The 26,362-nt window shown below is 71.7% G+C and carries 27 protein-coding genes; 4 read left to right on the top strand and 23 right to left on the bottom strand.

Translation table 11 applies throughout. The annotated features are described in order from the left end of the window. The first annotated feature begins 102 nt into the window (after window positions 1-102). Window positions 103-1,299 (top strand): pyridoxal phosphate-dependent aminotransferase, encoded by a 1,197-nt coding sequence (locus OG538_RS19450; RefSeq protein WP_406095272.1) that lies wholly within the window; start codon window positions 103-105, stop codon window positions 1,297-1,299. Here OG538_RS19450 and OG538_RS19445 read toward each other — a convergent pair. The 8 genes from OG538_RS19445 to OG538_RS19410 form a co-directional block, all read right to left on the bottom strand. Then, complete coding sequence (locus tag OG538_RS19445) at window positions 1,268-2,545, bottom strand: MFS transporter (protein WP_406095270.1); 1,278 nt, start codon at window positions 2,543-2,545, stop codon at window positions 1,268-1,270. The two genes, OG538_RS19450 and OG538_RS19445, sit on opposite strands and share 32 nt — an antisense overlap. After that, window positions 2,493-3,248 (bottom strand): pentapeptide repeat-containing protein, encoded by a 756-nt coding sequence (locus tag OG538_RS19440; protein WP_406095268.1) that lies wholly within the window; start codon window positions 3,246-3,248, stop codon window positions 2,493-2,495. The genes OG538_RS19445 and OG538_RS19440 overlap by 53 nt, the downstream gene beginning before the upstream one ends. A 9-nt stretch (window positions 3,249-3,257) precedes the next feature. Further along, window positions 3,258-3,935 carry a DUF6445 family protein gene (locus OG538_RS19435; protein WP_406095266.1) on the bottom strand — a complete coding sequence of 226 codons (678 nt, stop codon included), beginning with the start codon at window positions 3,933-3,935 and terminating at the stop codon, window positions 3,258-3,260. Continuing rightward, the gene (locus tag OG538_RS19430) at window positions 3,928-4,371 is read right to left on the bottom strand and encodes a hypothetical protein (RefSeq protein ID WP_406095264.1); all 444 of its coding nucleotides are present in this window, start codon (window positions 4,369-4,371) and stop codon (window positions 3,928-3,930) included. Before OG538_RS19430 ends, OG538_RS19435 begins: the two co-directional genes overlap by 8 nt. A gap of 67 nt (window positions 4,372-4,438) precedes the next feature. Beyond that, the gene (locus OG538_RS19425; protein ID WP_406095262.1) at window positions 4,439-4,582 is read right to left on the bottom strand and encodes a hypothetical protein; all 144 of its coding nucleotides are present in this window, start codon (window positions 4,580-4,582) and stop codon (window positions 4,439-4,441) included. Window positions 4,583-4,678: 96 nt separating this feature from the next. Further along, window positions 4,679-5,209, bottom strand: a complete 531-nt coding sequence (locus OG538_RS19420; RefSeq protein WP_406095260.1) for a flavin reductase family protein — start codon at window positions 5,207-5,209, stop codon at window positions 4,679-4,681. Next, a complete protein-coding gene (locus OG538_RS19415) occupies window positions 5,206-5,784 on the bottom strand; it encodes a nitroreductase (protein WP_406095258.1) in 579 nt (192 codons plus the stop codon). The genes OG538_RS19420 and OG538_RS19415 overlap by 4 nt, the downstream gene beginning before the upstream one ends. Window position 5,785: 1 nt before the next feature. Then, complete coding sequence (locus tag OG538_RS19410) at window positions 5,786-6,454, bottom strand: deoxynucleoside kinase (protein ID WP_406095256.1); 669 nt, start codon at window positions 6,452-6,454, stop codon at window positions 5,786-5,788. A 111-nt stretch (window positions 6,455-6,565) separates the two neighbouring features. On the opposite strand from OG538_RS19410, the gene OG538_RS19405 reads away from it, so the two are divergent. Next, window positions 6,566-7,234 carry a gamma-glutamyl-gamma-aminobutyrate hydrolase family protein gene (locus OG538_RS19405; RefSeq protein WP_406095254.1) on the top strand — a complete coding sequence of 223 codons (669 nt, stop codon included), beginning with the start codon at window positions 6,566-6,568 and terminating at the stop codon, window positions 7,232-7,234. 53 nt (window positions 7,235-7,287) lie between these two features. Here the strand turns inward: OG538_RS19405 and OG538_RS19400 are convergent, their stop codons facing one another. Genes OG538_RS19400 through OG538_RS19370 form a run of 7 tightly spaced genes read right to left on the bottom strand, consistent with a single transcriptional unit; the run spans window position 7,288 to window position 14,954 of the window. Then, window positions 7,288-9,006, bottom strand: a complete 1,719-nt coding sequence (locus tag OG538_RS19400) for a hypothetical protein (protein WP_406095252.1) — start codon at window positions 9,004-9,006, stop codon at window positions 7,288-7,290. Continuing rightward, window positions 9,003-10,226, bottom strand: a complete 1,224-nt coding sequence (locus OG538_RS19395) for an aminotransferase class I/II-fold pyridoxal phosphate-dependent enzyme (RefSeq protein ID WP_406095250.1) — start codon at window positions 10,224-10,226, stop codon at window positions 9,003-9,005. The genes OG538_RS19400 and OG538_RS19395 overlap by 4 nt, the downstream gene beginning before the upstream one ends. Beyond that, a complete protein-coding gene (locus OG538_RS19390; RefSeq protein ID WP_406095248.1) occupies window positions 10,213-11,328 on the bottom strand; it encodes an amidohydrolase family protein in 1,116 nt (371 codons plus the stop codon). The genes OG538_RS19395 and OG538_RS19390 overlap by 14 nt, the downstream gene beginning before the upstream one ends. 3 nt (window positions 11,329-11,331) lie before the next feature. Beyond that, complete coding sequence (locus OG538_RS19385; protein WP_406095246.1) at window positions 11,332-12,033, bottom strand: TenA family transcriptional regulator; 702 nt, start codon at window positions 12,031-12,033, stop codon at window positions 11,332-11,334. Between the two features lie 31 nt (window positions 12,034-12,064). Then, window positions 12,065-13,144 (bottom strand): hypothetical protein, encoded by a 1,080-nt coding sequence (locus OG538_RS19380; RefSeq protein WP_406095244.1) that lies wholly within the window; start codon window positions 13,142-13,144, stop codon window positions 12,065-12,067. Further along, complete coding sequence (locus OG538_RS19375; protein WP_406095242.1) at window positions 13,141-13,764, bottom strand: hypothetical protein; 624 nt, start codon at window positions 13,762-13,764, stop codon at window positions 13,141-13,143. The genes OG538_RS19380 and OG538_RS19375 overlap by 4 nt, the downstream gene beginning before the upstream one ends. After that, window positions 13,761-14,954, bottom strand: a complete 1,194-nt coding sequence (locus OG538_RS19370) for an FAD-dependent oxidoreductase (protein ID WP_406095240.1) — start codon at window positions 14,952-14,954, stop codon at window positions 13,761-13,763. The genes OG538_RS19375 and OG538_RS19370 overlap by 4 nt, the downstream gene beginning before the upstream one ends. Before the next feature lie 390 nt (window positions 14,955-15,344). Here OG538_RS19370 and OG538_RS19365 point away from each other — a divergent pair, with 390 nt between their 5' ends. Then, complete coding sequence (locus tag OG538_RS19365) at window positions 15,345-16,295, top strand: LuxR C-terminal-related transcriptional regulator (protein WP_406095239.1); 951 nt, start codon at window positions 15,345-15,347, stop codon at window positions 16,293-16,295. A 95-nt stretch (window positions 16,296-16,390) separates the two neighbouring features. Here OG538_RS19365 and OG538_RS19360 read toward each other — a convergent pair whose 3' ends face one another. The 7 genes from OG538_RS19360 to OG538_RS19330 all read right to left on the bottom strand — a co-directional run bounded on the left by OG538_RS19360 (window position 16,391) and on the right by OG538_RS19330 (window position 24,891). Beyond that, window positions 16,391-17,638 carry an MFS transporter gene (locus OG538_RS19360; RefSeq protein WP_406095237.1) on the bottom strand — a complete coding sequence of 416 codons (1,248 nt, stop codon included), beginning with the start codon at window positions 17,636-17,638 and terminating at the stop codon, window positions 16,391-16,393. 7 nt (window positions 17,639-17,645) lie between these two features. Then, complete coding sequence (locus OG538_RS19355; protein WP_406095235.1) at window positions 17,646-18,968, bottom strand: metallopeptidase TldD-related protein; 1,323 nt, start codon at window positions 18,966-18,968, stop codon at window positions 17,646-17,648. Further along, entirely contained in the window at window positions 18,965-20,329 is a 1,365-nt protein-coding gene (locus tag OG538_RS19350; RefSeq protein ID WP_406095233.1) for a TldD/PmbA family protein, read from the bottom strand. The genes OG538_RS19355 and OG538_RS19350 overlap by 4 nt, the downstream gene beginning before the upstream one ends. Window positions 20,330-20,421: 92 nt before the next feature. After that, window positions 20,422-21,675 (bottom strand): ATP-grasp domain-containing protein, encoded by a 1,254-nt coding sequence (locus OG538_RS19345; protein ID WP_406095231.1) that lies wholly within the window; start codon window positions 21,673-21,675, stop codon window positions 20,422-20,424. Next, on the bottom strand, window positions 21,672-22,985 hold the full coding sequence (locus OG538_RS19340) for an ATP-grasp domain-containing protein (RefSeq protein ID WP_406095229.1): 1,314 nt from the start codon (window positions 22,983-22,985) through the stop codon (window positions 21,672-21,674). The genes OG538_RS19345 and OG538_RS19340 overlap by 4 nt, the downstream gene beginning before the upstream one ends. After that, a complete protein-coding gene (locus OG538_RS19335) occupies window positions 22,982-24,208 on the bottom strand; it encodes an ATP-grasp domain-containing protein (protein ID WP_406095227.1) in 1,227 nt (408 codons plus the stop codon). The genes OG538_RS19340 and OG538_RS19335 overlap by 4 nt, the downstream gene beginning before the upstream one ends. After that, on the bottom strand, window positions 24,208-24,891 hold the full coding sequence (locus tag OG538_RS19330) for a metallophosphoesterase family protein (protein WP_406100213.1): 684 nt from the start codon (window positions 24,889-24,891) through the stop codon (window positions 24,208-24,210). Before OG538_RS19330 ends, OG538_RS19335 begins: the two co-directional genes overlap by 1 nt. Window positions 24,892-24,907: 16 nt before the next feature. Here OG538_RS19330 and OG538_RS19325 point away from each other — a divergent pair, with 16 nt between their 5' ends. Next, window positions 24,908-25,510 carry an HAD family hydrolase gene (locus OG538_RS19325; protein WP_406095225.1) on the top strand — a complete coding sequence of 201 codons (603 nt, stop codon included), beginning with the start codon at window positions 24,908-24,910 and terminating at the stop codon, window positions 25,508-25,510. 248 nt (window positions 25,511-25,758) lie between these two features. Here the strand turns inward: OG538_RS19325 and OG538_RS19320 are convergent, their stop codons facing one another. Then, window positions 25,759-26,331 (bottom strand): YbjN domain-containing protein, encoded by a 573-nt coding sequence (locus OG538_RS19320; protein ID WP_406095223.1) that lies wholly within the window; start codon window positions 26,329-26,331, stop codon window positions 25,759-25,761. Window positions 26,332-26,362 lie beyond the last annotated feature (31 nt).

Below are 26,362 nucleotides of genomic sequence, written 5' to 3'. Positions count from 1 at the left end.
CCCCGCTCCGCACCGATTCCTGCGTGCCAGGGGGATTCCCGTGCCCCCGTCCGGCCAAAGCAGACTTGAGCAACTCCAGAGCTTCCGCGCAGGATGGCGGTCATGACACAGGGACGACCGCTGCTCAACCGCCGCCTCGCCGAGTTCGGCACGACGATCTTCGCGGAGATGTCCGCGCTGGCCGTCCGCACCGGCGCCATCAACCTCGGCCAGGGGTTCCCGGACACCGACGGCCCCGAGGAGGTCCGCGAGGCCGCGGTCCGCGCCCTGCGCGCCGGCCACGGCAACCAGTACCCGCCGGGGCCCGGCGTCCCGGAACTGCGCACCGCGATCACTGCCCACCAGCAGCGGCGCTACGGCCTCGCGTACGACCCCGACACCGAGGTCCTCGTCACCGCGGGTGCCACCGAGGCCATCGCGGCCTCCCTTCTGGCGCTCCTGGAGCCGGGGGACGAGGTCGTGGCCCTGGAGCCGTACTACGACTCGTACGCCGCCTGCATCGCCATGGCGGGCGCCACCCGCGTCCCGGTGACCCTGCGCCCCGAGCCGTCCACCGGCACCTACCGGCTGGACCTCGACGAACTGCGCGCGGCGGTCACCCCCCGCACCCGGCTGCTGCTGCTCAACACACCGCACAATCCCACCGGCACCGTCCTGACCCGCGAGGAGCTCGGTGCGATCGCCGAGCTGGCGTGCGCACGCGATCTCCTGGTCGTCACCGACGAGGTCTACGAACACCTGGTCTTCGAGGGCGAACACCTGCCGCTCGCCGGCTTCCCAGGGATGCGCGAGCGGACCGTCACCATCAGCTCGGCCGGCAAGACGTATTCGTTCACCGGCTGGAAGGTCGGCTGGATCACCGCGAGTGCGGAGCTGGTGACGGCGGTGCGCTCGGCGAAGCAGTATCTGACGTACGTCTCGGGCGGACCCCTCCAGTACGCCGTCGCCGAGGCCCTTCGGCTGCCCGACAGCTTCTTCGAGGGGCTGCGAACGGATCTTCGCGCCAAGCGGGACCTGCTGTGCGACGGGCTCGCCGAGGCCGGTTTCGCGGTCTACCGCCCGGCCGGAACGTACTTCGTCACCACGGACATCCGCCCGCTCGACAGCGGCGGCGACGGGATCGCTTTCTGCCGGGCGCTGCCGGAGCGGTGCGGGGTCGTGGGCGTGCCCAACGCGGTCTTCTACGACCACCGTGAGCAGGGCGCCCCCTTCGTCCGCTTCACTTTCTGCAAGCGTACGGAGGTTCTGGAGGAGGCCGTCACCCGGCTCAAGGGGCTGCGGCAGGGCTCCGCTCGCTGAGGCCGTCCCGCGTCGGGGTGTACAGCCACGAGGCAGCCGCCACGACGACCCCGAGCGCCGCCATCGCGTACCAGTACACGGCGAAGTCCCAGGTGTGCGCGGCGGCCAGGGCCACGCTGCCCCCCATGAACGCGCCCACGGACTGTCCGAGTGCCGTGACCAGCATCCGCGACTTCACTGCGGAGAGGGTGTCCAGCTCGCCCTTCACGGCCACGAACGCCTGGTCGTTCATCGCACCCAGGACCGTCTCGCCCAGGGTGAACAGGACGATGCCGGCCAGCAGCACGGGGATGTGCAGACGGGCCGTCCCCGTCACCGCGAAGGACGCGGCCATGAACAGCGCGACCGTGCCGAACATCCGGAACGCTCCCCTGCGGTGGGCCATATGGCGCCCGACGAGGCGCCCCACGGGCACCTGGAGCACGACCACGAGCGCCGCGTTGAGCAGGAAGAGCGAGCCGGCCACGGCCGGGCGGCCGGTACCGAAGACATACAGCGGCATCGCGGAGAACAACTGCGAGTAGAGAACGAAGCAGAGGAAGGAGGCCACGGCGGTGCGGCGCATCCCGGGGCTGCGGGCCGCCGTGCGCATCCAGCCGCCCGCGGCCTTCTGCCGTTCCGTCCTCAGCCGGAGTCCGGCCGGCACGGCTACGGCGGTGACCAGGGCGGAGGCCGCGAAGACGGCCGCGACGACGAGCAGCCACGTGTGCGGGGACCGGAAGAAGAGGACCGCCCCGAGCATCGGCCCCGCGGCCGAGCAGAGGTTGGTGACGAGCATGAGGCGCGAGTAGGCGGCCACCCGCGCTCCCGGGTCGGTCACGAACTCGCCGATGCAGGTGCGCACCGTCACGGAGTTGACGCTCATGCACACGGCGACCCCGAGCAGCAGCACCACCACCGCGATCCGGCGGTTCGGCACCAGCGCCGCCGCGCACACCAGGGTCGCGGCCGAGGCGAGCGAGAGCGTGAGCACGGGCCGTACCCGGCTGAAGTCCATCCGGTCGACCACGACGAAACCGCAGAACCGCAACGCGCTGAAGAGGAAGAGCACCGCGCCGACGGACAGCGGTCCCGCCTGCCAGCCCTCCAGAAGCACCGGAAGGACAGGCAGCAGCGCGTAGCAGGCGACGCTGGTGATCCCGAAGTTCAGCAGCAGGGCGATCAGCAGCCTGCGTACGGAGGCCGCGGAGGGCTCACCCGCCGTCGGGGGCCGAGCCGGTGCCGTCCTGCCGCGCGGCATCCTCATCGGTGGCCGTCCTTCCTCGCTCGTCGGCCCGGGACATGTCCACGCCGTCCAGATAGGCGTCCTTCATCGAGGCATGGCCGACGAAGGCCGACCACATCTCGGCTCCGCGCAGTGCCGCCCGGTCCAGCACCGCACCGCGGAAGTCGCTGTGGCTGAGGTCGGCCCTGCGCAGGTCGGCCTCGCGCAGGCCGGCCTCGATGAGGTTCGTCCGCTTGAGCACCGCGCCGCGCAGGTCGGCGCCGTCCAGCCGGGCGCCCCGCAGGTCGGCCCGTTCCAGGTCCGCACCCCGCAGGTCCGCGCCGCTCAGATCGGCACCGCGCAGGTCGGCGTGGGCCAGGGCGGCTCCGCGCAGGTCCGCCCCGCGCAGGTCGAGGTCACGGCCGTGGACGCATACCAGGTTCCAGCCGTCCAGCACCGTGTGCAGGACGAGCCGCTGGGGGTCGCCGCCCCGGTCGGGCCCCCGCTCCGCGTCCCGCTCGGTGACGAGAGCCAGGGTGCGCAGGCCGAGACCCGAGGACGCCCGCAGCCGGGCGGCGTCGGGGGCGGTGGCGATCCGCCGCGAGGGACGGAACGGCTGCCCCGCCAGACCGGGCTCCACGATGTTCTCCCCCTCGCGGGTGAGCAGCGCTCCGGAGAGCGCGACGAATGCCGCCCCGTCGGCCCCCGGCAGGTTCTGTGCGGCAACGGAGAGGAGTGAACGCACGAGGGAGTCCTATCGTCCGGAGCCGGCGGGAAGAAGGCGGGAGCCGTCACGCAGGGACACCGGGCCCCTGTGGGCGATCTCGTTGAAGAAGAAGTTGTGGGTCAGCCGGGCGTCGGACGGAGTGCTCCCGGCGCCGCCGAGCGAGGCGTGGTAGAGATCGCAGCCCTGGAACAGGATCAGCCGGTTGTAGACGGGCGCCACCCATTCGACGAGCTCCCACGCGTCGGCGTCGGCGTACTCGGGGATGATCACGGCCTGTTCGTACGCGAAGGCGTCGCCGTACCCCGCGGCACGGGCCTCCGCATCGGTCGGTGGGCGCTCAAGACCGGTCCTGCGATGCCGGAAGAAGCCGGTTCCGGCACTGTCCGGGGCTCCCGGCGTCAGATAGACCATGGCAGCCCAGTCCGCCGCCTGGTCCGCGTGCACATTGGCCAGCCGCCCGGTCTCCTCGGTGGCCAGCCGAAAGCCCCCGAAGGTGAACGAGTCGAAGTCCACGTCGACCTGATGGCCGGTCAGTTCGGCGAAGGTCTCCATGAGGGCCGGGCTGTGCAGCATCTTCTCGCTCTGCCAGCCCGGGTAGTTGTACGCGGCGGCGCTGCGGTAGTTGTGGGAGAGGGCGAACGTGCGCGCGTTGTCGGGCTCCGCGTAGAAGTCGTCCAGGACGATGATGCGTCCGCGGTCAGACATGGGGTGTCCCCTCCGGGGTCCTCGTGCCCCACTGCGGGGCGGGCGCCGGTGGCAGCCGGTCGCCGCAGGCCATCGGCACATGGGTGAGCGTCGCGCCGGCCCGGCCGCAGAGCACGAGCCTGCCGGGGCCGAGCCGTGCGAGCGCCGATTCGGACGGGCTCAGGACCACCCAGCCCGCGTTCTCCGGGCTCGTGTTGACGACGGCCAGCCATCCATCGTCCGGCACGGTCAGCGCCGTCGGCGCGTCCTCGGGGAGTTCTCGTACCGTCCCGGCCGGGAGCTCGCCGGCGCGTCGGACCAGCCGGCCGATCCGGTGGGTGACGGTCGCCTGATCGCACTCCTCCAGCTCGGAGGCGCTCAGCCCGACCGCGTACACCCCGGGGGCTCCCGGGCCCTCGGCCGCCGGTCCTGCCATCGTGTAGAACGCGCTTCGCACTCCGTACACCTCCGCCGAAATCGCCGGGGCCGGCCCTGCGGCCCGCCCCGGCGGTCTTCAGGATCGATCAGTGAAGCGCGATGGCGCTCTCGGCCGCGCTCTCCTCGGCCCGCGACAGCGGGGAGAAGTCCGTGAACCGCATCATGTTGTTCACCGAGGAGTCGGTGAACTCCTGCTCGTTGAACTCGCCGAGCGTGATGTCGGGATTCATATCGTTCCACCAATCTTTCTCTTGACGGAATTACGAACCCACCGGCGTACCTGCCGGACGGGCATCTTCATCCTGCTGCCGCACCTGTCGGACCGGCTAGGCGTTAAGACCCTCGGATACGGCGGTGGCGGAGACCGGACAGGGGGGCAATTGAGACAAAGACAGGTATTGCCTGCGGCCGTACATCAACGCATCGCCGGCCGCCCCACCGATTCCGACGACACGGCCGATCAGAATGTCGTGGTCCCCGCCCTCCAGCACCTCGTGCCGCTCGCAGGAGAGCTGGACAACGGCGTCCGGGAGGACCGGGAAGCCCTCGGGCGACAAAGTGAAGGAGCCGTCGGCGAAACGGATTCCGGCCGGTTCGCGGGCGAATCTCGCCGCGATGGGGGGATGCTGCGTGCCGAGCACGTTGACGGCGAACCCACGACCGCGCACGAACTCGCCGTGCGAGGCGTTGGAACGGCCGACACAGACGAGGACCAGCGGCGGGGCCAGGGACAGCGAGACCACGGAGGTCGCGGTGAAGCCCCGCGGCGAACCGTCCGGGGCAAGCGTGGTGACCACGCTCACCGCGGCCGGGACGGCCGACATCGCCCGGCGCAACTCCTGGGGGTCGATGCTCATTCCCCGCCCTCCCCCGCGGCCCCCGAGCCCAGGCCGCTCAGGGCGGTGAGATACCGCCCCGGGTCGGAACGCGGCCGCGGCGGAGTGGCACCCGACGCCGTGCCCACGTACAGCCAGCCCAGCAGCTGCTCCCCGGCACCGAGGCCGTGCAGCGTCCGCACCCCCGCGTCCTCGGTGGCGGGGCCGGTGCGCCAGATGGACGCGTAGCCCCGGTCGTGGAGCAGCAGGGACAGGGTGCTGACCACGGCGGTGGCCGCCGCCAGCTGTTCCCAGCGCGGGATCTTCGGGTGCTCCACCGGCGACAGGACGATGGCGACGAGCAACGGGGCGCGCAGCGGTTTGGCCGCGGCACGCGCCCGAGCCTGGGCGTCGTCCCCGGCGCCCGCCGCGAGCCGACGCCCCAGCCGCTCCCGCTCCCCGCCCCGCAGCGAGACCAGCCGCCAGGGCAGCAGGCGGCCGTGGTCGGGGGCGCTCATCGCGGCCTCCACCAGGGCGAGCAGCTCCAGGTCATTGGGTGCGGGGGCCGCGAGCCGCGGGGCGCTGCGCCGGGTGAGGACGCTCTCCAGGGTCTCCATCTCAGACCTCCCGCACGGTCGCGGCCGAGACGGCCGGCCGGGCGTGGAGCAGGGCGGCGACGTGTTCGCGGGCCTCGGCCAGGACCTGCTGCGGCGACCGGGTGCCGTCGAGCACCACGGTGTCGGTCCCGGCCTCCTTCATGACCCTCTCGTACCGCTCGGTGAGCGCCGTGATCTTGTCCAGCAGCGCGGCGGGGGAGTAGATACGGGCCCAGCGGTCCTGCCGTTCCACGAGTCGGCGGCAGGCCAGTTCGGGGTCGACCCGGACCCAGAGGAGGAGGTCGGGCCGGGGTGCGGTCGCGGTGAGGCGCAGCATCCAGTCGCGGTACTCGGCGATCTCCTCGCAGTACACGTCCCAGGTCTGGAACCAGCGGTCGAAGAGCACGACGTCGGCCTTCTCGAACCGTTCCCGGCAATAGTGGAACTGCACGGCGGTTTCCAGTACGTAGGTGCCGTGCCGAAAATCGGGCGGTATTCGGTCCTGGTACAGCACCGATTCCGCACGGCCGCTCTCGGCCAGTTCCTGGAATGCGGCGGTCATGGCCCGTGCGGGACGAGCCACTTCCACGCGGGCGTCCACGGAGAGATTCTTGCGGAGATTCTCCACCAGGGTGGATTTTCCGCTCCCGTCGACACCCTCGACCGCAATGAGCCGATAGCTTCTCTCCATACCCCAGTCCTCATCCGTGTGATTCAATCAACTGCCATGAGAGACATTGTCGTTGGTGTTCCGCTGCGCCCGTGGAGGCGTCCCGGAAAAGCGGATCGATGGATGCAGAGCATGACCTACTTCACCGCGGTGGAGGCCGCCGGGGGAATTCCTCTGGGGATTTCCCCGCTGCCCGAACAGCAATTGCGCGTCCTCTACGAGAACTGTGACGCCCTGCTGCTGCCCGGCGGCATGGACCTGGACCCCGACTCCTACGCCGGCGGACCGGGCCCGGAGGGCGAGGTCCATCCGGAACTGGACCGGGCGGAGCTGCTGCTGACGGGCTGGGCCCGACAGGACAGGGTGCCCCTGCTCGGCATCTGCCGGGGCGCCCAGATGCTCAACATCGCCCTGGGCGGCACGCTCTGGCGCGACCTGCCGTCCGAGTGCGGGGCGGCGGGCCACGGCGGGGCGGAGGGCGAGCCGACGCGGTACCACGACCTCGCCGTCGCCCCCGGGAGCAGGCTGCACGCCATCCTCGGATCGGATGTGGTGCCCGCCAACAGCCGCCATCACCAGGCGTGCCGGGTGGCCGGCGCCGGCCTGCGGGTGAGCGCCCACGCACCGGACGGCATACCCGAGGCGATCGAAGCCTCGGGAACCGACGCGGACTGGTTCGCGCTGGGTGTCCAGTGGCACCCGGAGGAGCTCCCGCACGACCATCCGGCCGGCAGCCGCCGGCTGGTGGAGGCGCTGCTGCGGGCAGCCCAGCCGGTGTCCGCGCTGCTCCCGGCCGGCTGAACCGGCAGGTGCCCGGTGACCGGCCGGGCCGGCGCCCGCAGCCGGGCCACCGGTCATACCGGTCCCCGGGCCAGGGACGCCGCTCGCAGTCCGTCGACCAGAGCCTCGGCGGCCAGGGCGGCGTCCTCCAGACCCCTGCCGGTGACGGCGACCATGCCCCAGCGCCCGGGGACGCTCGCCACGACCTTGCTCCTGCGCCCGGGGGGCGTCAGCCGCTCCACGGCCGCCTGGGTCGCGGCCATGTCGGCCTCGGCGCCGGGCCGGTAGACCCGGGTGGCGACATGGCCGGCGTCCGGGTCCGCGGCAACCTCGTCCTGGAACACCCGCATGTACTCGGCGCCGTGCGAGGAGAGGTTGAAGTCGATGGCCCCGAGCACGAGCCCGTCACCGTGGATCCCGCCGATCCGGCCCACCGCGAAGTCGACGCCACCGGTGACCATGCCGCCCCGGCATCCCTGCGCCTCGCTGCCCGGACCGCGGAAGGCATCGCGCACCGCGTCCATGGCGCGCGTCATCGACGCGTGGTGCTCCGCGGGCATCCCCATCCGCGCACAGTCCTCCGCGGTGAGCGTGACATTGCCCTCCCAGGAGACCCCGTTCATCAGCTGGAGCGTCATGCCCGGAGCGACCTGCCCGCCGCGGATGTGGCCGGAGGGGCTGACGATGAAGTCGCTGGTGCCCACGCGGCACCGGAGGAAGTCCATATGGGCCTCCAGTACATAGGCGTCGCCGTGGCGGTGGGCGTCACGCGCGTGGTCCCGCAGCGCCGCCTCGTCCTTCAGCGGGAGGCCCGGCACGATCCGGGCCCCGTCGCCCGCCTCGCACGGTTTGAGGCAGCCGCGCTCCAGTCCGTGCCGGCCGGCGAGCAGCGCGGCCGCGGCCACCAGCCCGTCCCCGAAGGACTCCGCGTCCGCCGTGCGGGGCACCAGATAGCCGGGCAGGACCGGGACGGCCATCCCCAGCAGCCGGTACGCCTCCGACAGCCGCTGCTCGGCGGCGAGCAGCTCGGCCGGGCCGAGCCCGTCGGCCCGGACGGTGAGCGCGTCGGCGACCGTGGGGTGGATGTGGTTCTTGCGGTTCCACCGCTCCGACACCACGGGGTTGTTGGCGTCCACGTACAGCACGTCCAGGCCGGCCCTCTCCTTGAGCCAGAGCAGGAACACCTGGGTCTCCGGGTCCAGCGCGTAGAGCCGCACCACGGCCGTCGGCCGCTCACGGAGCCAGTCGACCAGGGCCGCCAGCGGCCCCGTCCCGTCGGGCCCGTGCGCGGCGGCTGCGGTGAGCAGGGCGTCGGAGAGGTAGTACAGCTCGGTCAGGCCGATGTCGAGGGAGTCGGTGCCGTAGTGGTTCACCGCGTCCTGCCAGGGGCGGGTCCGGCCCACCGCGAGATCGCCCCCGGCCGCGAGCGAGACGGCCCGGCTCTCCAGGTAGCCGGCCACGTCGTACGGGTCCCGTCCGGCCCGGACGTCGGCGAGGTCGCCGTCGAAGCCGCGCGTGGTGCGGGTCGCGGAGTGCAGGATGACCGCGGGCGGCGCCGGCGCGTCGGGGGCGGCGTCCACCGGTGCGGTGTACGAGATCAGCTCCCGCGCGGCGCGCCCGGGCACCTCGGCCGGGCCGTGGCCGTGCAACACGGTGCACAGCGCGGCGAGTTCGGCCTCGTCGAGCACGCGGTGCCCGGTGCTGAATCCCACCCAGACGGACTCGACGGGGGCGTCCGGGCCGGGGACGGTTCCGGCTGCACGGGCGAAGGGTTCGATGTCGTCGGTGATCATGCCGGGAGTGTCCCCTTTTCAGTGGCCGGAGCGAGCGCCGACAGGCGGCGCGCGGCCTCCTGGAGTACGCCCAGTTCCTTGCAGAACGCGAACCTCAGCAGACCACTCGCCGACTCCGGCCGGACGTGGAACCCGGGAAGCGGGAGCCCGGTCACCCCGAAATCACGGGCGAGCAGTTCGTTGGCCCGAAGCGGATCGGCGGGCAGGTCCGGACCCGTCGACGCCATGATCATGAATCCACCCGAAGGGGTGACCGGGCACAGCCCCGCCGCTTCGAGTCCGGCCAGCAGGGCGGCGCGCCGGGCCCGGTACTCCTGGCGCTGCAGGCCGAACCATCCGGTGCGGTGGGCCCAGGCCAGCCCGGCGGCGACCCCCAGCTGCAGGGGCGCGGGTGCGCAGTAGGACAGCATCCGGTGGGCGTCCCGAAGCGGCCCGGAGAGTTCCTTCGGGGCGAACGCCCAGCCCACCCGCCACCCGCACACGCTCAGGGACTTGGCGGCCCCGGAGCAGACGACGGTGCGTTCTCGCAGGCCCGGCAGCGAGGCGATGCTCCGGTGCCGGTCGTCCTGCCCGGTGCCGTGGACGAGCTGCTCGTACACCTCGTCGCACACCACGTACAGGCCGTGGCGGAGCACCAGGGCGGCGAGCGACTCCAGTTCGCCGGCCGAGGCGACCCAGCCGGTGGGATTGTGCGGGGTGTTGAGCAGCAGGACCCGGGTCCTGCCGGTGACGGCGGCGGAGACCGCGTCCGCGTCCAGGACGTAGCCGCTGCCGCGGCGGACCAGCGGTACGGCGACGGGGACCCCTCCCGCCCTGCGCACGAGCGCCGGGTAGGAGTCGTAGAACGGCTCCAGGACCAGCACCTCGTCGCCGGGCCGCAGCAGCGTCTCCAGCGCGGTCGCCAGGGCCTCGGTCGCTCCCGCCGTCACGGTGATCTCGGTCCGCGGGTCGTACCGCGTGCCCTCGGGGACGGCCAGTGCGCCCAGGGTCTCCAGCAGCTCGGGGTGGCCGGCCGAGGCCACGTACTGGTTGACGCCCGCCCGCATGGCGGCCGTCGCCGCGCGACGCAGCACCGCCGGGCCGTCGAAGTCGGGTGCTCCGCGGCCCAGGTTGACGGCCCCGTGCCGCTCGGCGAGCGCGTCGGTGTGCGTGTACACGTCCGGGGCCGGTGCCCGGGGCGCCAAGGCCCCGGACACCGGCAGCAGGTCAGACGACGCCATAGAACGCGGCGGGGTTGTCCCACAGGATCGCCCGCTTGACGTCGTCGGACAGCGGCGACTTGAGGACGTCCTCCAGCTCCTCGCCGAACTCGTGGTCCGGGTGGGGGTAGTCGCTCGCGAACAGCAGCCGGTCGGTGCCGATGTCCGGCGCGAGCTTGTCGAGGTACGGCTCGCATCCCTCGGCACTGACCCAGCACTGCCGTCGGAAGTACTCGCTGGGCCTGTGCTTGACGCCGGGGATCTGGAACTTCCAGTTGCGGTACTCCAGGTCGTCCATCCGCCACAGGAGGTACGGCACCCAGCCGCACCCGGCCTCCATGAAGCCGAACCGCAGGTCCGGATGACGCTCCATCACACCACCGTCGACGAGGGCGATGAACGCCATCATCTGTTCCATGGGATGACAGGCGCTGTGCATGGCGAAGTGTGTGGTGAACCGGTCCGCACCCGCGGCGGGAAGCATGGTGTGACAGCCCTCGTGGAAGCTGACGGACACCCCCAGCTCCGCGCACTCGGCCCAGAAGGGGGCCGTGTCCGGGTGCCCGACCGACCGTCCGGACACCATGTTGGGCCGGAGCATGACCGAGCGCATCCCGAGCGTGTGGACCGCGTACCGCAGTTCACCGATCGCGAGGCCGACGTCGTGCAGGCTCAGCAGCGCGACGGGCTTCAGCCGGTCCGGGGCGTGCGAGCAGAAGTCCGCGAGCCACCGGTTGTAGGAGCGGGAGATCGCGGCGGCGAGCTTCGGGTCCATCCCGTCGATCGCCACCGTGCCGAGCCCCAGGGACGGGTAGAGGAACGACATCTCGATCCCCTGGTCGTCCAGGGACTTCACCTGGGACGGGGCGTCGAAGCCCCGCGCCGCGTACTCCCCGTACTCCGCCAGCGTGCGGCGCTCGAACTCCGCCACCAGCTCGTCCGGATAGTGGCGGTACATCGGCCGGCCGTCCACCAGCATCTGGGCCCAGCCCTGCCCGTCGGACCGTGCGCGGCGCGGCGCCCGGTCCCGGAAGGCGGGATCGATGTACTCCCCCCACATGCTGTCGGGCTCCATGACGTGCCCGTCACCGTCGATGACGCGGAATCCATCGGGTTGCATCATGTGTCACACACCGACCGGCTCAAGGACCAGCTCGCGGTGGAGCGCGCCCCAGAAGTCGCCCAGCAGGCCCGCGATGAGCAGCGCGCCGCGCTTGATCTCCTCGCGCGACTCCGGTCCGCCGGTGGCCTGCTCGACGGCGGCGTGGATCCACTCCACGTGCTCGCGCTCGATGAGGAGGTGGAGGTAGAAGTACTCCATGCTCTCGACGGTCGAGCCGGGAAGGGCGCGGAATCCCTCGTAGAAGCTGTTGATCATCGGGAGGCCGCTGAGCTCGATCGTGTAGTGGCCGCCGAGCGCCGCCTCGACGCTGCCCTCCTCGAAGAGGGTGCGGATCCCTTCCACGAGGGCGGTCGTCTCCGGCAGGTAGTCGATCGAGCCCGCCTTGGCGACCTCGATGCCGAGCGGCTCGCAGGAGTTCTTGAACATCTTGTAGTGCCCCATGCCGCCCTCACCGCCACCGCCGAGCTCGGAGACGATGGTCTTGGCGAGCTCCCGGCGGATCTCCTCGTTGTCGACCCGGTGCGCGAGACCGGCCAGGATCTGCGGGAACGTGCGGATGTAGAGGTAGTACTGGTCGGCGAACCTCTGGACGTCGTCGACGGTCAGTTTCTGCGCACGGAAGGCCGCGAAGAAGTCGTTGTCCACACAGTCGGTGGCCTTGACCTCGGCGTTCAGACCGGTGAAGAACTCATCGAGGGACTGCATGCCGGATCTCCTTCAGTAGAGGTTTGACTGCTCACACGGCCGGCCGGGCGCCCACGGCGGGGCGCACGACCAGCAGGTCGAGAAGGTCTTGCCAGAGCCCGGCCGGTGTGCCGGTGGCCGGGAACGCGGTGGTGTCGACGACGTACGGTTCGCCGTCGGCGCCGCTCACCACGTCGAACACCGCGTAGTTCAGCCCGAGCGCGGCGGCCGCGCGGACGGCGGCCTGCGAGGCGGCGCGGACGCAGGGGTCCGCCGGGTCCGCGGTCCGGCCGGCACCGCCCTCGGCCCGTCTTGTGGTCAGCGCGTCGCGGGGGGCCGTCCGCTCGTCGGCGGCGACGACGGTGCCGCCGGCCACCGTGATGCGGAACTCGGCGCGCAGGGCCCCGTGCCCCCTCGCCTCGATCTGCCGCTCGAAGAGGAACCCCCGGGTGTCGCAGAGGAGTTCCAGGAACCGGCGGTCGCCTGCGGGCACCTCGTGGAAGAGCCACTGCTCGCGGCTCTCCCAGGTGGCCCGGCCGGCCGGCTCGCCCGGGGCGAGCAGATCGCGGCCTTCGTAGTGGTAGTTGGTGCGCCAGCGGTCCGGGGCCAGGTGCGCCATCCCCTTGCCCATGGAGCCGCAGACGGCCTTCACATAGAGGGACCTGCCCCGCCCGAGCTCCGCCAGCACGTCGCCGGGGCGGGGCCGGTCCAGGACCTCGGGGACCGGGACCCCGCACCGCTTGAGCCGTGCCTGCGCCGCCGCCTTGTCCCGGGTCAGGGCAACGGCTCCGGGGGTGTTGAGGTACCGCAGGGACGCGCCGGCCGTATCGGCCAGCTTCTGCCCGGTGCGCAGGAGGTAGGCGTGCAGGGCCTGTGCGTACGCCCGGGTGCCGTACGGGCCGGCCAGCCGCCCTTCGACCTCCGTGTCCCAGAAGGTGTGCGGGAATCCGAGGATCACCACGGTGTCGCCCGTCATCGGGGGCAGCCCGCCGGACACCTGCCCGTAACTGCGCACCTGGAGGTCGACCTCATGCTCTGCCAGCCATCCGCGAAGGGCCGTCAGCGGCCTGAGCGCGTCCGATGCGGAGCTGTCGGCCACCAGGAGCAGCGTGGTGGTCGGGTCCTTGCTCACCCGGCCTCCCGAAGGAGCGAGGCGATCTCGTCGTATACGACTTCGGCGTCGCGGTCGCCGTCGACGACGTGGTGCGCGAGGCCCTCGAAGGCGCGGTCATAGCCGTGATCCAGCCGCGTGAGGTCGGCCAGCAGCCGTTCCGCGCTCCAGTGGTCGGCCGTCCAGTCACCGCGCCGGGTGACCCTGCGGGCCGCCTCCCCGGGGCTCGTACGGAGTCGTATCAGCAGGTCGGGCACGGGCAGCAGGCCTGCGAGCCGCCGGTACCAGTCGTCGTGGACGCTGCGTCCGTCGCAGTAGACCTCGTACGTGGGCAGCCAACGATCGAAAACAAGCCAATCGTGCTGTGCGTATTCGGTGTCCAAATAATGGAACTGGGATATCGCGTCGATCACATAGGCCGCGTGACGCAGCCCACCCGGAATTACGTCCTGGTAACGCGCCGGGGATTCGGGTGATTCTTTGATCAGTTCTCGGAAGACACCGCCCATGCGCGGCGAAAGACGTTCCGTTCGAACGGCCGAACCGAATTCCGCGGCAAGCCGTCCCACCACCGTCGTCTTGCCGGAGCCGTCTATCCCCTCCAGCGCGAGAATGCGATAGGGCCGGACTCCCGCCCTCATACGGTCGCCCTTTCCACGGCGAGCTCCGGTTCCCGGCCCTGTGCCGGGGCCGCCGGGGCCCGGGTCAGCGCGGGCGCCGTCTCGTTCACCGAGCGCTGCCCGGCACAGGCCCCCGTGACATGCAGACCGGGCACGTCCGTGCGGCCGTGCGCGTCGCGCCGGACGGTGCCGTCCGGCTCCCGCTCCAGCGAGCCCATCAGCTCGCCGGGCGGGTAGACGGGAGTGCAGCCCGTCGCCCAGACGACCACCACGGAGTCCCGGGGGCGGGTCTCCTCCCACAGGCCGTCGGCATCCTCACCGCCGACCCGGCGCGCCTGCGCGTGACGGCAGCGGCCCGCGGTGGAGTGCGAGCCCAGAACCCCGAGATTGCTCGTCTCGCGGTAGCGCCAGCGGATCCTGTCACCGTCGGCTTCGAGGGACTCGTGGACCAGGTGACGGACGCACGGCACGTTCCACGGCTGCCGGCCGCACTCCCGGCTGCTCTTGACGACCAGCTCGTACGCCAGCTGCGAGGGGGCCCGCCAGGCGAACCTGTCATCGCTCTCCGCGGGGTACATGCCTACGTACCTGTTGGCCAGAATCGTCACGTCACGGGCGTCCGGAGCCATCAGGCTCGCGGTCTGCATCGCCGAGTTGCCCGCCCCGGCGATCACCACGGACATCCCCTCCCATCGGCGGGAACTGCCCGCCGCGAGCTCCCGGTGGACGACGTCGTAGGTAAGCGCCCCGGCGGCCCGCAGGTCCTCCGGGGGACGGCGCGGGGTGCTGCCGGTCGCCAGGACCACCCCGTCCGCGTACACCTGCCGGCGCACTCCGCCGGGTGTCCGCAGGCTGAGGACGAAGCCCTGCGCGTTCTTCTGGATGTCCATCACGCGGGCCAGCGTCACCGAGGCCCCCGAGCGCATCAGGGACTCCTGGACGTAGGCGTCGTACTCGCTCGCGCTCGGCCGGAGATCACCGGCCCGCATCATCGCCCGCAGCTCCTCGGACCGGCCGGACAGGAGCAGTTCGCCGGCGTAGGACTGGAGGGTGCTGCGGCCGAGGAAGGCCATGCCCGTGCCCAATCGTTCCGCGACGACGAGCACTTCCTGGGGCGGCACGTCGCCTCTGCGCACCTGGATGGCGGCGGCCGATCCGCCCCCCACCACCACGAGACGCCAGCGACCCGGCCGCGGGCCCGATTGAGACATTGGTTTCTCCTGTCGATCACTCGTACCGGACGACACGGACGGGGGCGCTGTCAGCCCCATCCCAGGTCCGTCGGGGTGATCGAGAGGTCGAGCAGGGCCGTACCGGCAACCACCGCGCCGACCGCCACGCACCTCCGGATACATCGACAGAAGATCTTCACGACGCATTACCTCCCATTCACAGCTCGAACGAAATCGCCTGCACCATTTCCCCCGGAAGACATCGCTATTTTGACCAGGAGCCAGTTGTATCCGCTGCGGGGGGACAGGATCATCTTTCGGACTGACTCCAACAGGACAGGGAGATGAACGGTGTCAATTTCTGACATTCATGCCCCTACCGGGCCGACCCGCCTCGGGCCGCTCGCCACACGCGCCTATCAATTCGCTGTGAGCCGGAAGTCCTTCCGGGCAGCGGACCTGATCGACCAGGAGGGCTTCGCGCCTTCGGAGGCCCAGGCGGCGATGGAGCAACTGCACCGGTACCGACTGGTGTCCAGGTACGAGGACGACCCCGCCCGGTTCGTGGCGGTGCCGCCGGACCGGGCCCGCACCCTGCTGCTCGGCGAGCCGGTGCGCAAGCTCAACCGGCTGATCCGCGAGGTGGACCAGACCCGGTACGAACTGTCCAACCTCATCCCGATCTACGAGAACAGCCTGCTGCAGCGGATGAGCAGCCATTCCGTCCAGCTCATCGAGGACCTGGACACGGTCAGGCAACTCATCACCGAGATGTCGGAGCGATGTAGGAGCGAAGTCCTGACCTCCCAGCCGGGAGGTGGCAGGCCCGAGGACGTGCTGGCCGAGTCGGCCGACCGGACGTCCGTGCTGCTCGACCGCGGGGTGCGGATGCGCACCATCTACCAGTACGCGGCCCAGTACGACCTGCCCACCATCGCGTTCGTCGAGAACGTCACGGCTCGCGGCGCCGAAGTACGCACCATCACCGGCTCGTTGACCCGGCTCATCGTCTTCGACTCGGCTGCCGCCCTGATCGAACTACGGGACGCGCCCCAGGGAGCGGTCCTGGTCAACGAACCGAGCGTGGTGGACTTCATGGTCTCCGCGTTCGAGCGGTCATGGCTGAACGCCGCGCCGTTCCCCACCGAGTACGACCGGGGGCGCGTTCACTCGGTGGGCGACGACGTGAAGTCCGAGATCATGCGGCTGATGGTCCGCGGCGAGGAGGACAAGGTCATCTCCCGCACCATCGGCATCTCGCCCCGCACCTGCCAGCGCCACATATCCGAGATCATGCAGCGCATCGGCGCCCGCAACCGCGCCCACGTCGGCTTCCTGATCAGCGAGCGTGGTCTGCTCGCCGACCCCGGCGGACAATGACAGCAGCGGGCAGGGACGCAGTACCCCTCGCCAGCGTCGCCGAAGGGTCCTGCCGCCTGCCGGCCACTCACCGCCCCCGCACCACCCGGTACGCGCTACCCGGACTTCGCGTACGACTCCGAGATCGCGTCCACCGGTATGTCCCGCATCCGGCGAAGCCGTGAACACAGCAGCCACAGCACGCCCGAGGCCATCCCCACCGCGGCGGCCAGCAGTGCTCCGCGCACCCCCACCCACTCCCCGAGCGCACCACCGGCGAGTCCGCCGAACGGGATGATGCCCCAGATCAGGAACCGGACACTGGCGTTCATCCGCCCCAGCATGCGGTCGGGGCACATCGCCTGGCGGAAGCTGACCTGCGCCACGTTGTAGACGACCAGCCCGTACGCGGCGGTGAACCACGGCACGACGAAGAACACGACCCGCCATCCCGTCCCCGTCAACGGGAGGAGTACGACCGTGGGGATGGTGACCAGATAGGCCAGCCAGATCACCCGGACCTGCCCCACCCGCCGGGAGATCCACCCCGACGTCGCCGCACCGAGCAGCCCGCCCGCCCCGCCGACCGCCATGAGCGCACCGGCCGTCGCACCGGAGAAGCCGGCCTCCCCGACGAGCAGCAGCACCACCAGGGGGGACTGCACGGCGTAGAAGAAGTTGTACGTGGCCGCCGAGCCGGCGACCGCACGCATCAACGGGTTCCCCAGGACGAAGCGCAGACCGCTTCCGATCTCCGCCCTCATGTTCCCCGTCCCGGCCCGCTCGGGAACGGGCTCCGGCTTGCGGATACGCAGCAGGAGCAGCCCGGAGAAGAGGTAGCTGACCGCCTGGACCGTGACCCCCGCCGCCGCCCCCACCTGGACCAGGACGCCCGCCACCGCCGGACCGGCCGTCTGGGAGGCCGATGTGGTGCTCTCCAGCCGGGAGTTGCCCTCGACCAGCCGGTCACGCCCCACGAGGGAGGGGATGTAGGACTGGTAGGCGATCTCGTAGAAGGTCCGGGCGACGCCGAGAAGCAGTCCCACGACGATGAGCACCGTGAAGTCGAGCCGCCCCAGCAGCGCGGCCACCGCCAGTGAGGTCATCAGCAGCGCACGAGCCAGATCGCACACGATCATGATGGGCCGGCGCCGCATCCGGTCGATCCAGGCGCCCGCGGGCAGCCCGAGCACGAGGAACGACACCGTCAGCGACGACTGGAGCAGGCCCATCTGGAAGGGGGTCGCCGACAGCACGGTGGCCGCGAGCAGCGGCACGGCCGCCCGGCTCACCGCCGTACCCAGCATGCTCAGGGTCTGGGAGGCCCAGAACGTCCGGAACTCCGGCAGTTGTGTGATCCGCATGGCGCCCTCAGCGCCCGATGGTGAGGTGGTTCGCCCAGACACCCGGGCTGGTGAGGAAGGCGGTGTGCGAACGGCTGACCCGCACCACACCGTCGTGGCCCTCGATCCTGCGCAGGAGCTCGAAGACATTGCCTGCCAGGGTGATGTTGCCCGCGTTGCGGCACACCCCGCCGGGCTCCTCCAGCACGGCGTTGGCACCGATGGAGAAGTCGCCCGTGATGCCGTTGGACGTGTGGGCGCCGTTGGCCTGCACCACCCGCAACAGCCTGCGCCCCTCCCGTGGTCCGGCTCCGATGACCGGGCCCGGGCGCAGGGAGAGGTGGCTGGGCCCGACCCTCGGCATCTCGCCGGAGGCACCCCGCCACCCCGATCCCCTGTCCGTCGGCCCGGGCGCACTGCGGCGGTTGCCGAGGAAGCGCCGCAGGACCCCGTCGGTGACGAGGGGGACGGCCCTGGTGGGCGTCCCCTCGTCGTCCCACGGGGCAGCCAGCGGATACTCCGGCGCGGCCGGGTCGTCGACGAGGTCCACACCGGGGGCGCAGACGCGCCGTCCCGTCCGGCCGGCCAGCGGCGAGCGCCCCTCGTTGACGGTGTCCAGCTGGAAGGCGGGCGCCACGAGCGCCAGCAGCTTGACCATCACCCACCCCGTGACCAGGACGTCGTCGTACCTCGGATCCGCCACGGGCGGGGTGGCCAGCACATCGGCCAGCTCGCACAGTTCGGCGAGATCCCGGGGCGCGGCCTCCCCCAGCGGACCGGCGGCACGGTCCCCGAACGCCTGGTGCGACACGAAGCCGACGCCGTCCGCGGTGGTGGAGGTGACGCGGGCCTGGAGCTGGAAGAGGCCCGTACGGTAGCCGCGCGCCTCACCGCCCTGCCGGTGCAACCGCACCGAGGACCGCTCCGCCCTGGCCCGCAGCTCGATGTCCAGGCCCGTCCGTGCCTCGCTCAGCGACCGCACCGCGCCCACCGTCGCCTCGTCCAGGCACGGCCGGTGCACCGCCCGCACCGGCCGCTCCGGGGCGGGGGGCGGGTCGTCCGGAGCCACCACCCGGTCGGGCAGCGCCCGGCCCACGGCGAGGGCGGACCGGACGAGCGCGGGATCGGCCGAATCCGGCAGGGCCTGTACCGCGTACCCCTCCGTGCCCTCGCACCACACGGTGACGGCGGTGGCCCCGGAGACGACGTCGCTGCGCCGCTCGACCGTGCCGCCCCGGCAGACCACTTCCTCCGTCTCCCGCCGTACGGACCACACCTCGCAGTCGGCGCCCCGGCGGGCGGCCTCGTCCAGCAGCGCCCGGCTGCCGAGCTCCCGCACCACGTCACTCATCGCTCCGTACCCCCCACCAGCAGGGATCCGACCCGCAGTGTCGGCCCGATGACACCCACGGGCACCCACTGCCCGAACTTGCCGCACTTGGCCGCCCCGACCGTGGGATCGTCCGCCACCGCGTCCACCGCCTTGAGCATCCGGGAACCGACCCCCGCGATGGTCGTCTCCTGGATCGGATCGGTGATCCGGCCCTTCTCGATCAGGTGGCCGTTGGTCACGCGGAAGGTGAACTCACCGGTGGCCTCGATGACTTCGCCGCCCCCGACATGCTCCGCGTAGATCCCGGACTCCGTGTCCGCGATGATCTCCGCCACGCTCGACGTCCCCGCGGCCAGACAGGTGTTGGTCATCCGGGGAAGCGGCGGCTGGAGCACCGTCGTGCAGCGCCCGTTGCCGCTGGACGCCGTACCGAGCCGGGCCGCCGACTCCTGGTCGGTGAGGTAGCCCGTGAGTCTGCCCTCCTCGATCACCGTGGTGGGGCCTGCCGCGACGCCCTCGTCGTCGTACGCGTACGAGCCGACCGCTCCCGGGACCGTGGGGTCGTCCCGCACCGTGACCAGGGGCGAGGCGATCCGTTCGCCGAGCCGCCCCGCGTACACCGAGCCGCGGACCACCTCGTCGCCCTCCAGCGGATGGCAGCAGGCCTCGTGCAGCAGGACCATGCCGCGGCCGCCCGCGACGACCACCGGCATCCGGCCGACCGGGGCGGGCCGTGCGTCGAGACCCGCGACGGCCCTGCGGGACACCTCGGCGCCGCAGGCGCGCACATCGATGCCCTCCAGCGGGCCGCACGTGCCCGGCGTGTAGAAGCCGGTGGACACCCGGCCGCCCCGCCGGGCGATGACGCGCACCGAGAGATAGCTGAGCAGGCGCCGTTCGTCATGGACGCGCGGGTCGTCGCCGGCCGCCACCAGACACATGTCCTGCTCGCTGAGTTCGAAGTCGATGACGACCTGGGCGATGCTCGCGTCGTAACCGCGCGCAGCATCCTCCAGGGCGTGCAGCGCCCGCAGGACCGCGGGGATCTCCAGCCAGACGGGCGGACCGTACGAGCCCGCGCCGGCCGGGCCGCTCCGGCCCCCCGCCGCACCGTCGAGCCGTGCCGCCGTGGGGTCGAGACCGGGAAGCGCCCGGTGACGGAACCCGTCGGGCAGCAGGTAGCGCGCGGCGGTGGCCTGCCCCTGCTGGAGGCTCAGGTCGCTGACGCGGCTCTCGGCGAACCGTCCGCTCACCCGGTGCCAGGACTGGACGGCACCCGAGGTGCTCACGGCCCCCCGGGGGCCGTGCCGGCGCATCTCGTCACGGAGTTCACCGGCGGCAGCCCGCAGCGTGCTCGTTCGGTGGACGGTGTCCTGCATGCTGCTGCCTCCTGAGTCGTGTCCGGTGGACAGCCGGCCGTCGGGCCGACGACCGGCGGGTTCCGCGCCCTGCGGCCCCGTGCCGACGTGCTTCACACCGTCTCCCCTACGGGCATGCCGGTACGGACATGGAATTCCAGCGCGGCCAGCGCGGTGCGGGCGGCGTCAAGAGCCTCGTCCGCCGTGTCGCCGTGCGCCCGGGCCGAGGCCGGGCGGGAGTCGGACGACTGAAGCCCCTCGCAGACCGTTCCCGGCTCCGCCAGGAGCACGACCTCGTCCACCCCGGCCGTCCGGCGGGCCTCGTCCAGACCGCGGATCTCGGTGATCACCCCCTGGGACGGCGCGGCGGCGAACCAGATGGCCGCGCTGCGCAGCCGGCCGGCCGCCAGCGCCGCGCGCAGCTCCGGCAGGACGCTCTCGCCGCTCGCCTGGCGTGCCAGGAAGTCACCCAGATCCACTCCGGTCGCCTCCCGGACCAGGACGGGTATCTCGTCGCCGCCCATGCGCAGATGGGTCTCGATCACCCGGGGGCCGTCCTTGGTCAGCACCACCTCGGTGTGCGTCGCGCCCGATGCCACCCCGAGCGCGTCAAGCAGCGCGCCCACCGTGTGGTGCACGGACTCCACCTGCCCCGGGGCCAGTTCGGCGGGCACCACGTGGCCCAGCTCGACGAAGTGCTCCGGATCGGAGAACTTCCGGGTGACGGCCACCACCTGGTGCTCGGCGTTCTCCGAGAACGCCTCCACGCTGAACTGCGGTCCTTCGTGGAACCGTTCGGCCAGCACCCCCCTACCGGAGAGTCCGTAGAACTCGCCGCCGGCCCGCTCGTAGGCCGCGGGCAGTTCCGACGGTTCGCGTACGACGGCGACACCGACGCTCGCCGAGCCGTGCACCGGCTTCACCACACAGGGCAGACCGTGCTCGGCGACGAAGGACCGCAGTGCGGCCAGGGAGGAGACGGCAGCCGACGGAGTGGGGTCGAGGCCGGTGTCCCGGAGGAGCGCCCGCATGGCTGCCTTGTCATGGACCAGTTCGACGGTCCGGGGCGTGTGGGTCAGCAGGCCGAGTTCCCGGCCGATGAACGCGCACCGGTCCTGGTCGCGCTCACCGAAGGTGGCGATCCGGGTGAAGGGGTCACAGCCGTGGGCAGCGGCGGCGAGGGCCGCCCACTCGCTGTCGGGGGCGTCATGACGTACCGCGATGATCCGGCTGTGCTCCTCGCGGTCGCGGAGCCGCGAGAGGTAGTCGATGCGGCAGATGACGGAGGTGCGGATGCCGGGTCGCACGGCGCGGACCCGTCCGGGCAGGTCACGTCCGCTGCCGACCACCAGGATGTGCTCGCTCACGCCTTCTCCTCACTGCCCGGGCCGGTCCGTACGCGGAAGCGGACCTCAGCGGCGGCCTGCGCCAGCCGCTGCTCGGCCAGGCGGGCCGTCGCCCCCGTGGCCATGACGTATCCGGCCCGCTCCTGGGAGCTCGACACGGTGCCGACGCTCTGCCCCGGCACGGCGGCGATGTGCACCTTCACCACTCCGGCGCGCTTCTGCGCGGCTTCGGCGCCGGTGACCGAATCCACGGTGCCCGACGGGCAGTCCAGGAAGCGCACCCCTGCGTGCAGGCGCGGGGTGCGGGGCGCCACGTCTCCGGATCCGCCGAGCACGGTCAGGAGGTCGGCGACGAACGAGCCGCCGTGGGCGAGGTCGATGAGCTCATGGATGCCGTCGCCGGGGACCCTGCCCGCGCACTCCACGAGGCACGGGTGCGCGCCGTCCCGCAGGAACCATTCGGCATGCAGGACGCCCGTGCGGAAACCGGTGGCGGCCACCAGCCCGTCCATCGCCGCGGCGATCCCGTCGTCCACACCGGCCGGCAGCTCCGCGGGCACCCGGTGCCCCGCCTCGACGGGATGCCGCCCCGGCCTGACCACCTTCCCGGTCACGTTGCGGAACAGCACCTGCCCCTTGAACACCACCGCTTCGACACTGACTTCGGGGCCGCTGACCCGCTCCTCGACGAGAAAGGCGGCGGGCAGCCGACGGCGGGCGCGCAGCCGTGGTTCGTCGGCGCCGACGGTGTGCGCCCAGGCCTCCTCGATGTCGTCGCCGGCGTCGAGGAGCTGAACGCCCAGGCTGCCCTGCCGGTTGGCGGGCTTGAGTACGCAACGCCCGCCGGACTCCGCCCGGAAGCGCTCGGCCTCACCGGCCGACGCCACCCGGCGCCACTTCGGCTGCGGCAGTCCGGCCCGGTCGGCGGCCTCGCGCAGCAGAGCCTTGTCACGCAGGATCCGGGCGGCCGGCACTCCTGCGCCGGGCAGACCCCAGGCGTCGGCGAGAGCAGCAGCCGCCGCGACGCCGTACTCCACACCGGGCAGCACGGCCCGTACGGCATCCGGCCTGGCCACCGCGGCGAGAACGGCGGACGGATCGTCCTCGTCGTGGATCGGCGCTGCGACCAGGCCCGCGAAGCAGGGGTGGGCGCCCGCCCGGGAGGCGATGTTCCGCGCGGCGACGACGTCCGGCTCCTCCACGACGAGCAGGGAGCGCGGGGGCAGCAGCCGGTCCAGGTCCGCCATGAGGGCCGCGCCGAACCCGGCCATCACATGGGTGACCGGGTGCGCCCCGGGTCCGTCCGGCCCCGGGGCGTTGGCGTCGCTCATTGCGCGGCCTCGGTACGGACCACGATCGCCGTCGCCGCCCGCCGGGCACGCCCGAGGGCCTCGTCGGAGTCGGCGCCGGTCGCGATGACGTAGCCGACCCGGTCGCTGCTGGAGCGCACCGGAGCGACCGTGTCGCCCGGCGCCGCGGTCACCACCACCTCGCACACACCGGGCAGACCGGTGGCCGCGTCCTCGCCGTCGACGGCCACGACCCGTCCGGGCTCGGCCCGGACGAACCAGATGGCGGCCGCGCACTGCGGCCGGGGCGACGACGCCGGCAGGACCTCCCGGTCCAGCGGCAGCAGATAACTCAGCCGTTCGAGGTCGGTGCCGTGCGAGAGCTTGACCAGCTCGTAGATCCGGTCGCCGCCCATGCGGTTGTGCGACTCGATGATCACCGGGCCGTCGGGCGTGAGCATCACCTCGGTGTGGGCACACCCCTCGGTCAGCCCGACCGCGTCCAGCAGTCCCCGCACGAGCAGCTCCACGGCGGCGCGGTCCTCGGTGCCGACACCCGCCGGCACGACATGCCCCTTCTCGACGAAGTTCTCGTCGATGAACTTGCGGGTGAGCGCGATGACCCGGTGCCGGCCGTGCTGCGAGATCGTCTCGACGCTGATCTCCGTGCCGGTCAGGAAGCGTTCGGCGAGGAGCGGCACATCGGTGACCGTCTCGGCGGCGAACGCCCGGTCGGCGTCCTGCGGCGAGTCGATCCGCCGGACGCCCTGGCTGCCGGTGCCGTCCAGCGGCTTGAGGATCAGCGGGTAGCCCTGGGCGTCGCCGAACGCCCGCAGATCGGCCGCCGTCCTGACCCGCGCGCACGGATGGTGCTCGATGCCCGCCTCCGCGAGCCGGCGCCGCAGTGCGTGCTTGTCGCGCAGCACGGCGGAGACGGCGGCCCGGTTGCCCGGCAGCCCGAACTGCTCACTCAGGGTGGCCGCGAGGTCCAGCCCCGGGTCGGTGAAGGAGACGATCAGGTCCAGCGGGGCGACGCTGTGCAGGCCGGCCACCACCGGGATCACCCGCTCCGGCCGGGTGTAGTCGAGCAGCAGCGCCTCGTCGAGGCCGTCCCGGTGCGCCTGCGTGAAGACCTGGGGGGCCTGGACGTACACGACCTCGAACCCGGCGTCCTTGGCCACCTGGAGCTTTCCCGCCCGGCCGGCGACCACCAGTACCCGCGGGCGGCCCGCCCCCTGCACACGTCGCTCTTCCTCGTTCTCCATCAGCCCTCTCCCGTCTCGCCCGTCGTGCCTGTGCCGCCCGCGGTCTCGAAGGTGACCGTGCGGGCGTCCTCGTCGTAGAGCGCCCAGTGCGCCGCCGCGTCGCAGGCGGCGCCCGCGTTGACCACGCGGATCCCGTGGGGCGGCAGCCGATGGGTCCGGCCGATGACCGGCACGGTCCTGCGCGGGCCGCCGGGTGGTGCGGCGGCTGAGCCGCGGGCGCGGCCGAGCGTCAGCATCCGGCGGTGGCTGTGCCCGTGGATCACGACCGGCCCACCGGGTTCCTCGTCGAGCACGGGGTGCGTGAGCACGTCCCCGTCGCGCGCCCAGGCGAAGCGGTGTCCGTGCTCGAACCGGGTGGCCTGCGTGACCCAGCGCTCGGGCGCCGCCAGCAGCGGCGCCAGCCCGGGGACCGTCCGGTCGCCGAGCAGCGTGGCGATGCGCTCCTCCTGATTGCCCCGGACCAGGACGCAGCGCGCGAGTTCCGCCCACAGGTCCGGATCGTGGTCCACCACGTCCTCCGGCGGCCGCACGAGGCCCGAAGACATCTCCTTCTTGGATATCTTCGCCTCTAAGTAATCACCGGTCAGAACGATCGAATCCACGCGTCCCCGGGCAGCTTCCATAATGGCTCGAAAGTTCGCGGACTTTCCGTGCAGATCCGAAATTACGGCAAACCGCACCATGCTATCGTCCACCCCCATGAACCCCAAAGTGATTCTTTTCGACCTGGGCGATGTCGTATGCCATTACGTCCCGGAACGGCGTCTGGAAAAGCTGGGTGCGGCCTGCGGCGTGAGCCCCGAGGACGTCGAGTCCGCGCTCTACGCGACCGGTCTCATCGACGAGTGGGACCTCGGCAACGCCACGGCCGGACGCATCCACGAGGTCGTCCGCACCGAGCTGGGGTTCACCGGTGGGCTGCGGGCGCTCCAGCAGCTGTGGGGCACGGCGTTCGAGCCCGATCACGACGTCCTGCGACTCGTGAATGCCGCGCGCCCCAGGCGCACCGCCCTGTTCTCGAACAATGACGCGCTGCTGCTCGACGCGCTGCCCCGGATCATGCCGCAGGTCGCCGCATGCTTCGACACCCTGGTCTTCTCGTGCGACCTCGGGGCGAAGAAACCCGATCCACGCGCATTCGAGCAGGCACTCGCGGCCCTTTCGGTGTCCCCCGGCGAAGCACTCTTCATCGACGACAAGTCCGCCAATGTGCAGGCCGCCGAGAATTCCGGCATCACGGCTCTGCAATTCCAGGGTGCCGCAGTACTCGAAGAGAACCTTGCGTCCCTGCTCGCATTCTGAGCGGACAAACTGTCTCCCGGGGCCGATATCGTCCCGAGCATCCTTGCGCGCGGATACACACGGGATCTACGGCCCGGAGGTGTCGTGTCACCGGCTGGCGCGCACCGGACGGGTGGCCATTCGGGGCTTTTCGGCGACCCTGCTCATTTCGGACGGCCGGGCACGGCCCCCGCAGCCGAAAAAGCCCGGCCGGGGCAGCGGTCGTACGGACCGCTGCCCCGGCCGGGCTCTCGTGGGCCGGAAGAGGCTCAGGCTTCCGGAGCGGACTGCTCCGTGCCGGCCGCGTTCTCCTCGGCGCCCTTCTCTTCGGGCGCCAGGCCGAGGTGCTCGAGCAGCCACTTGTCGAACTCGATGGAAGCGCGCACCCAGCTGACCGTCGAGGAGACGAAGTGCTCCAGGGAGACGCCGGTGCCGATGAGCATCTGCGCCTCACCGATCAGCCGGACGGAGGTGCCGGTGTCCTCGGCACCCTCCTCGGGCTCGTGGGTGTGCGTGTAGACCTTGGGCCACAGGGTGCGGCGGTTCCAGTCGTCGATCGCGTCGAGGAGGACCGGGCGCTGGTCCGTGTCGTGCGGGCGGTCGTAGAACGTACGGACCGAGAAGACCTGCTGCTCGCCCTCGCCGCGGAACATGAAGTACGTGCGGAAGTCTTCCCACGGCGCCGCGAGGTCGCCCTCGTCGTCGACGACGTACTTCAGCTCCATCTGCTCCAGGAGCTGCTTGACGAGGTCCTGGTCAGGGACGACGGGGCCCTCCGGTCCTGCCGCCTGCGGTTCGGGCTGGCCCCCGAAGTTAGGAATCGAGGACGGATCGATGCTCACCGTAATTTCCCTTCGTGCGGTTGACTGCCAT

The organism is Streptomyces sp. NBC_01013, assembly GCF_045162765.1.
Lineage (GTDB): Bacteria > Actinomycetota > Actinomycetes > Streptomycetales > Streptomycetaceae > Streptomyces.
This window is presented reverse-complemented; position numbering and strand designations above follow the sequence as displayed.

Coding starts and splice junctions, on each gene's coding strand:
- OG538_RS19450 (WP_406095272.1), top strand. CDS start 103: ATGACACAGGGACGACCGCTGCTCAACCGCCGCCTCGCCGAGTTCGGC.
- OG538_RS19445 (WP_406095270.1), bottom strand. CDS start 2,545: ATGAGGATGCCGCGCGGCAGGACGGCACCGGCTCGGCCCCCGACGGCG.
- OG538_RS19435 (WP_406095266.1), bottom strand. CDS start 3,935: ATGTCTGACCGCGGACGCATCATCGTCCTGGACGACTTCTACGCGGAG.
- OG538_RS19425 (WP_406095262.1), bottom strand. CDS start 4,582: ATGAATCCCGACATCACGCTCGGCGAGTTCAACGAGCAGGAGTTCACC.
- OG538_RS19420 (WP_406095260.1), bottom strand. CDS start 5,209: ATGAGCATCGACCCCCAGGAGTTGCGCCGGGCGATGTCGGCCGTCCCG.
- OG538_RS19415 (WP_406095258.1), bottom strand. CDS start 5,784: ATGGAGACCCTGGAGAGCGTCCTCACCCGGCGCAGCGCCCCGCGGCTC.
- OG538_RS19410 (WP_406095256.1), bottom strand. CDS start 6,454: ATGGAGAGAAGCTATCGGCTCATTGCGGTCGAGGGTGTCGACGGGAGC.
- OG538_RS19405 (WP_406095254.1), top strand. CDS start 6,566: ATGACCTACTTCACCGCGGTGGAGGCCGCCGGGGGAATTCCTCTGGGG.
- OG538_RS19400 (WP_406095252.1), bottom strand. CDS start 9,006: ATGATCACCGACGACATCGAACCCTTCGCCCGTGCAGCCGGAACCGTC.
- OG538_RS19395 (WP_406095250.1), bottom strand. CDS start 10,226: ATGGCGTCGTCTGACCTGCTGCCGGTGTCCGGGGCCTTGGCGCCCCGG.
- OG538_RS19390 (WP_406095248.1), bottom strand. CDS start 11,328: ATGATGCAACCCGATGGATTCCGCGTCATCGACGGTGACGGGCACGTC.
- OG538_RS19385 (WP_406095246.1), bottom strand. CDS start 12,033: ATGCAGTCCCTCGATGAGTTCTTCACCGGTCTGAACGCCGAGGTCAAG.
- OG538_RS19375 (WP_406095242.1), bottom strand. CDS start 13,764: ATGAGGGCGGGAGTCCGGCCCTATCGCATTCTCGCGCTGGAGGGGATA.
- OG538_RS19370 (WP_406095240.1), bottom strand. CDS start 14,954: ATGTCTCAATCGGGCCCGCGGCCGGGTCGCTGGCGTCTCGTGGTGGTG.
- OG538_RS19360 (WP_406095237.1), bottom strand. CDS start 17,638: ATGCGGATCACACAACTGCCGGAGTTCCGGACGTTCTGGGCCTCCCAG.
- OG538_RS19355 (WP_406095235.1), bottom strand. CDS start 18,968: ATGAGTGACGTGGTGCGGGAGCTCGGCAGCCGGGCGCTGCTGGACGAG.
- OG538_RS19350 (WP_406095233.1), bottom strand. CDS start 20,329: ATGCAGGACACCGTCCACCGAACGAGCACGCTGCGGGCTGCCGCCGGT.
- OG538_RS19340 (WP_406095229.1), bottom strand. CDS start 22,985: ATGAGCGACGCCAACGCCCCGGGGCCGGACGGACCCGGGGCGCACCCG.
- OG538_RS19335 (WP_406095227.1), bottom strand. CDS start 24,208: ATGGAGAACGAGGAAGAGCGACGTGTGCAGGGGGCGGGCCGCCCGCGG.
- OG538_RS19330 (WP_406100213.1), bottom strand. CDS start 24,891: ATGGTGCGGTTTGCCGTAATTTCGGATCTGCACGGAAAGTCCGCGAAC.
- OG538_RS19325 (WP_406095225.1), top strand. CDS start 24,908: ATGAACCCCAAAGTGATTCTTTTCGACCTGGGCGATGTCGTATGCCAT.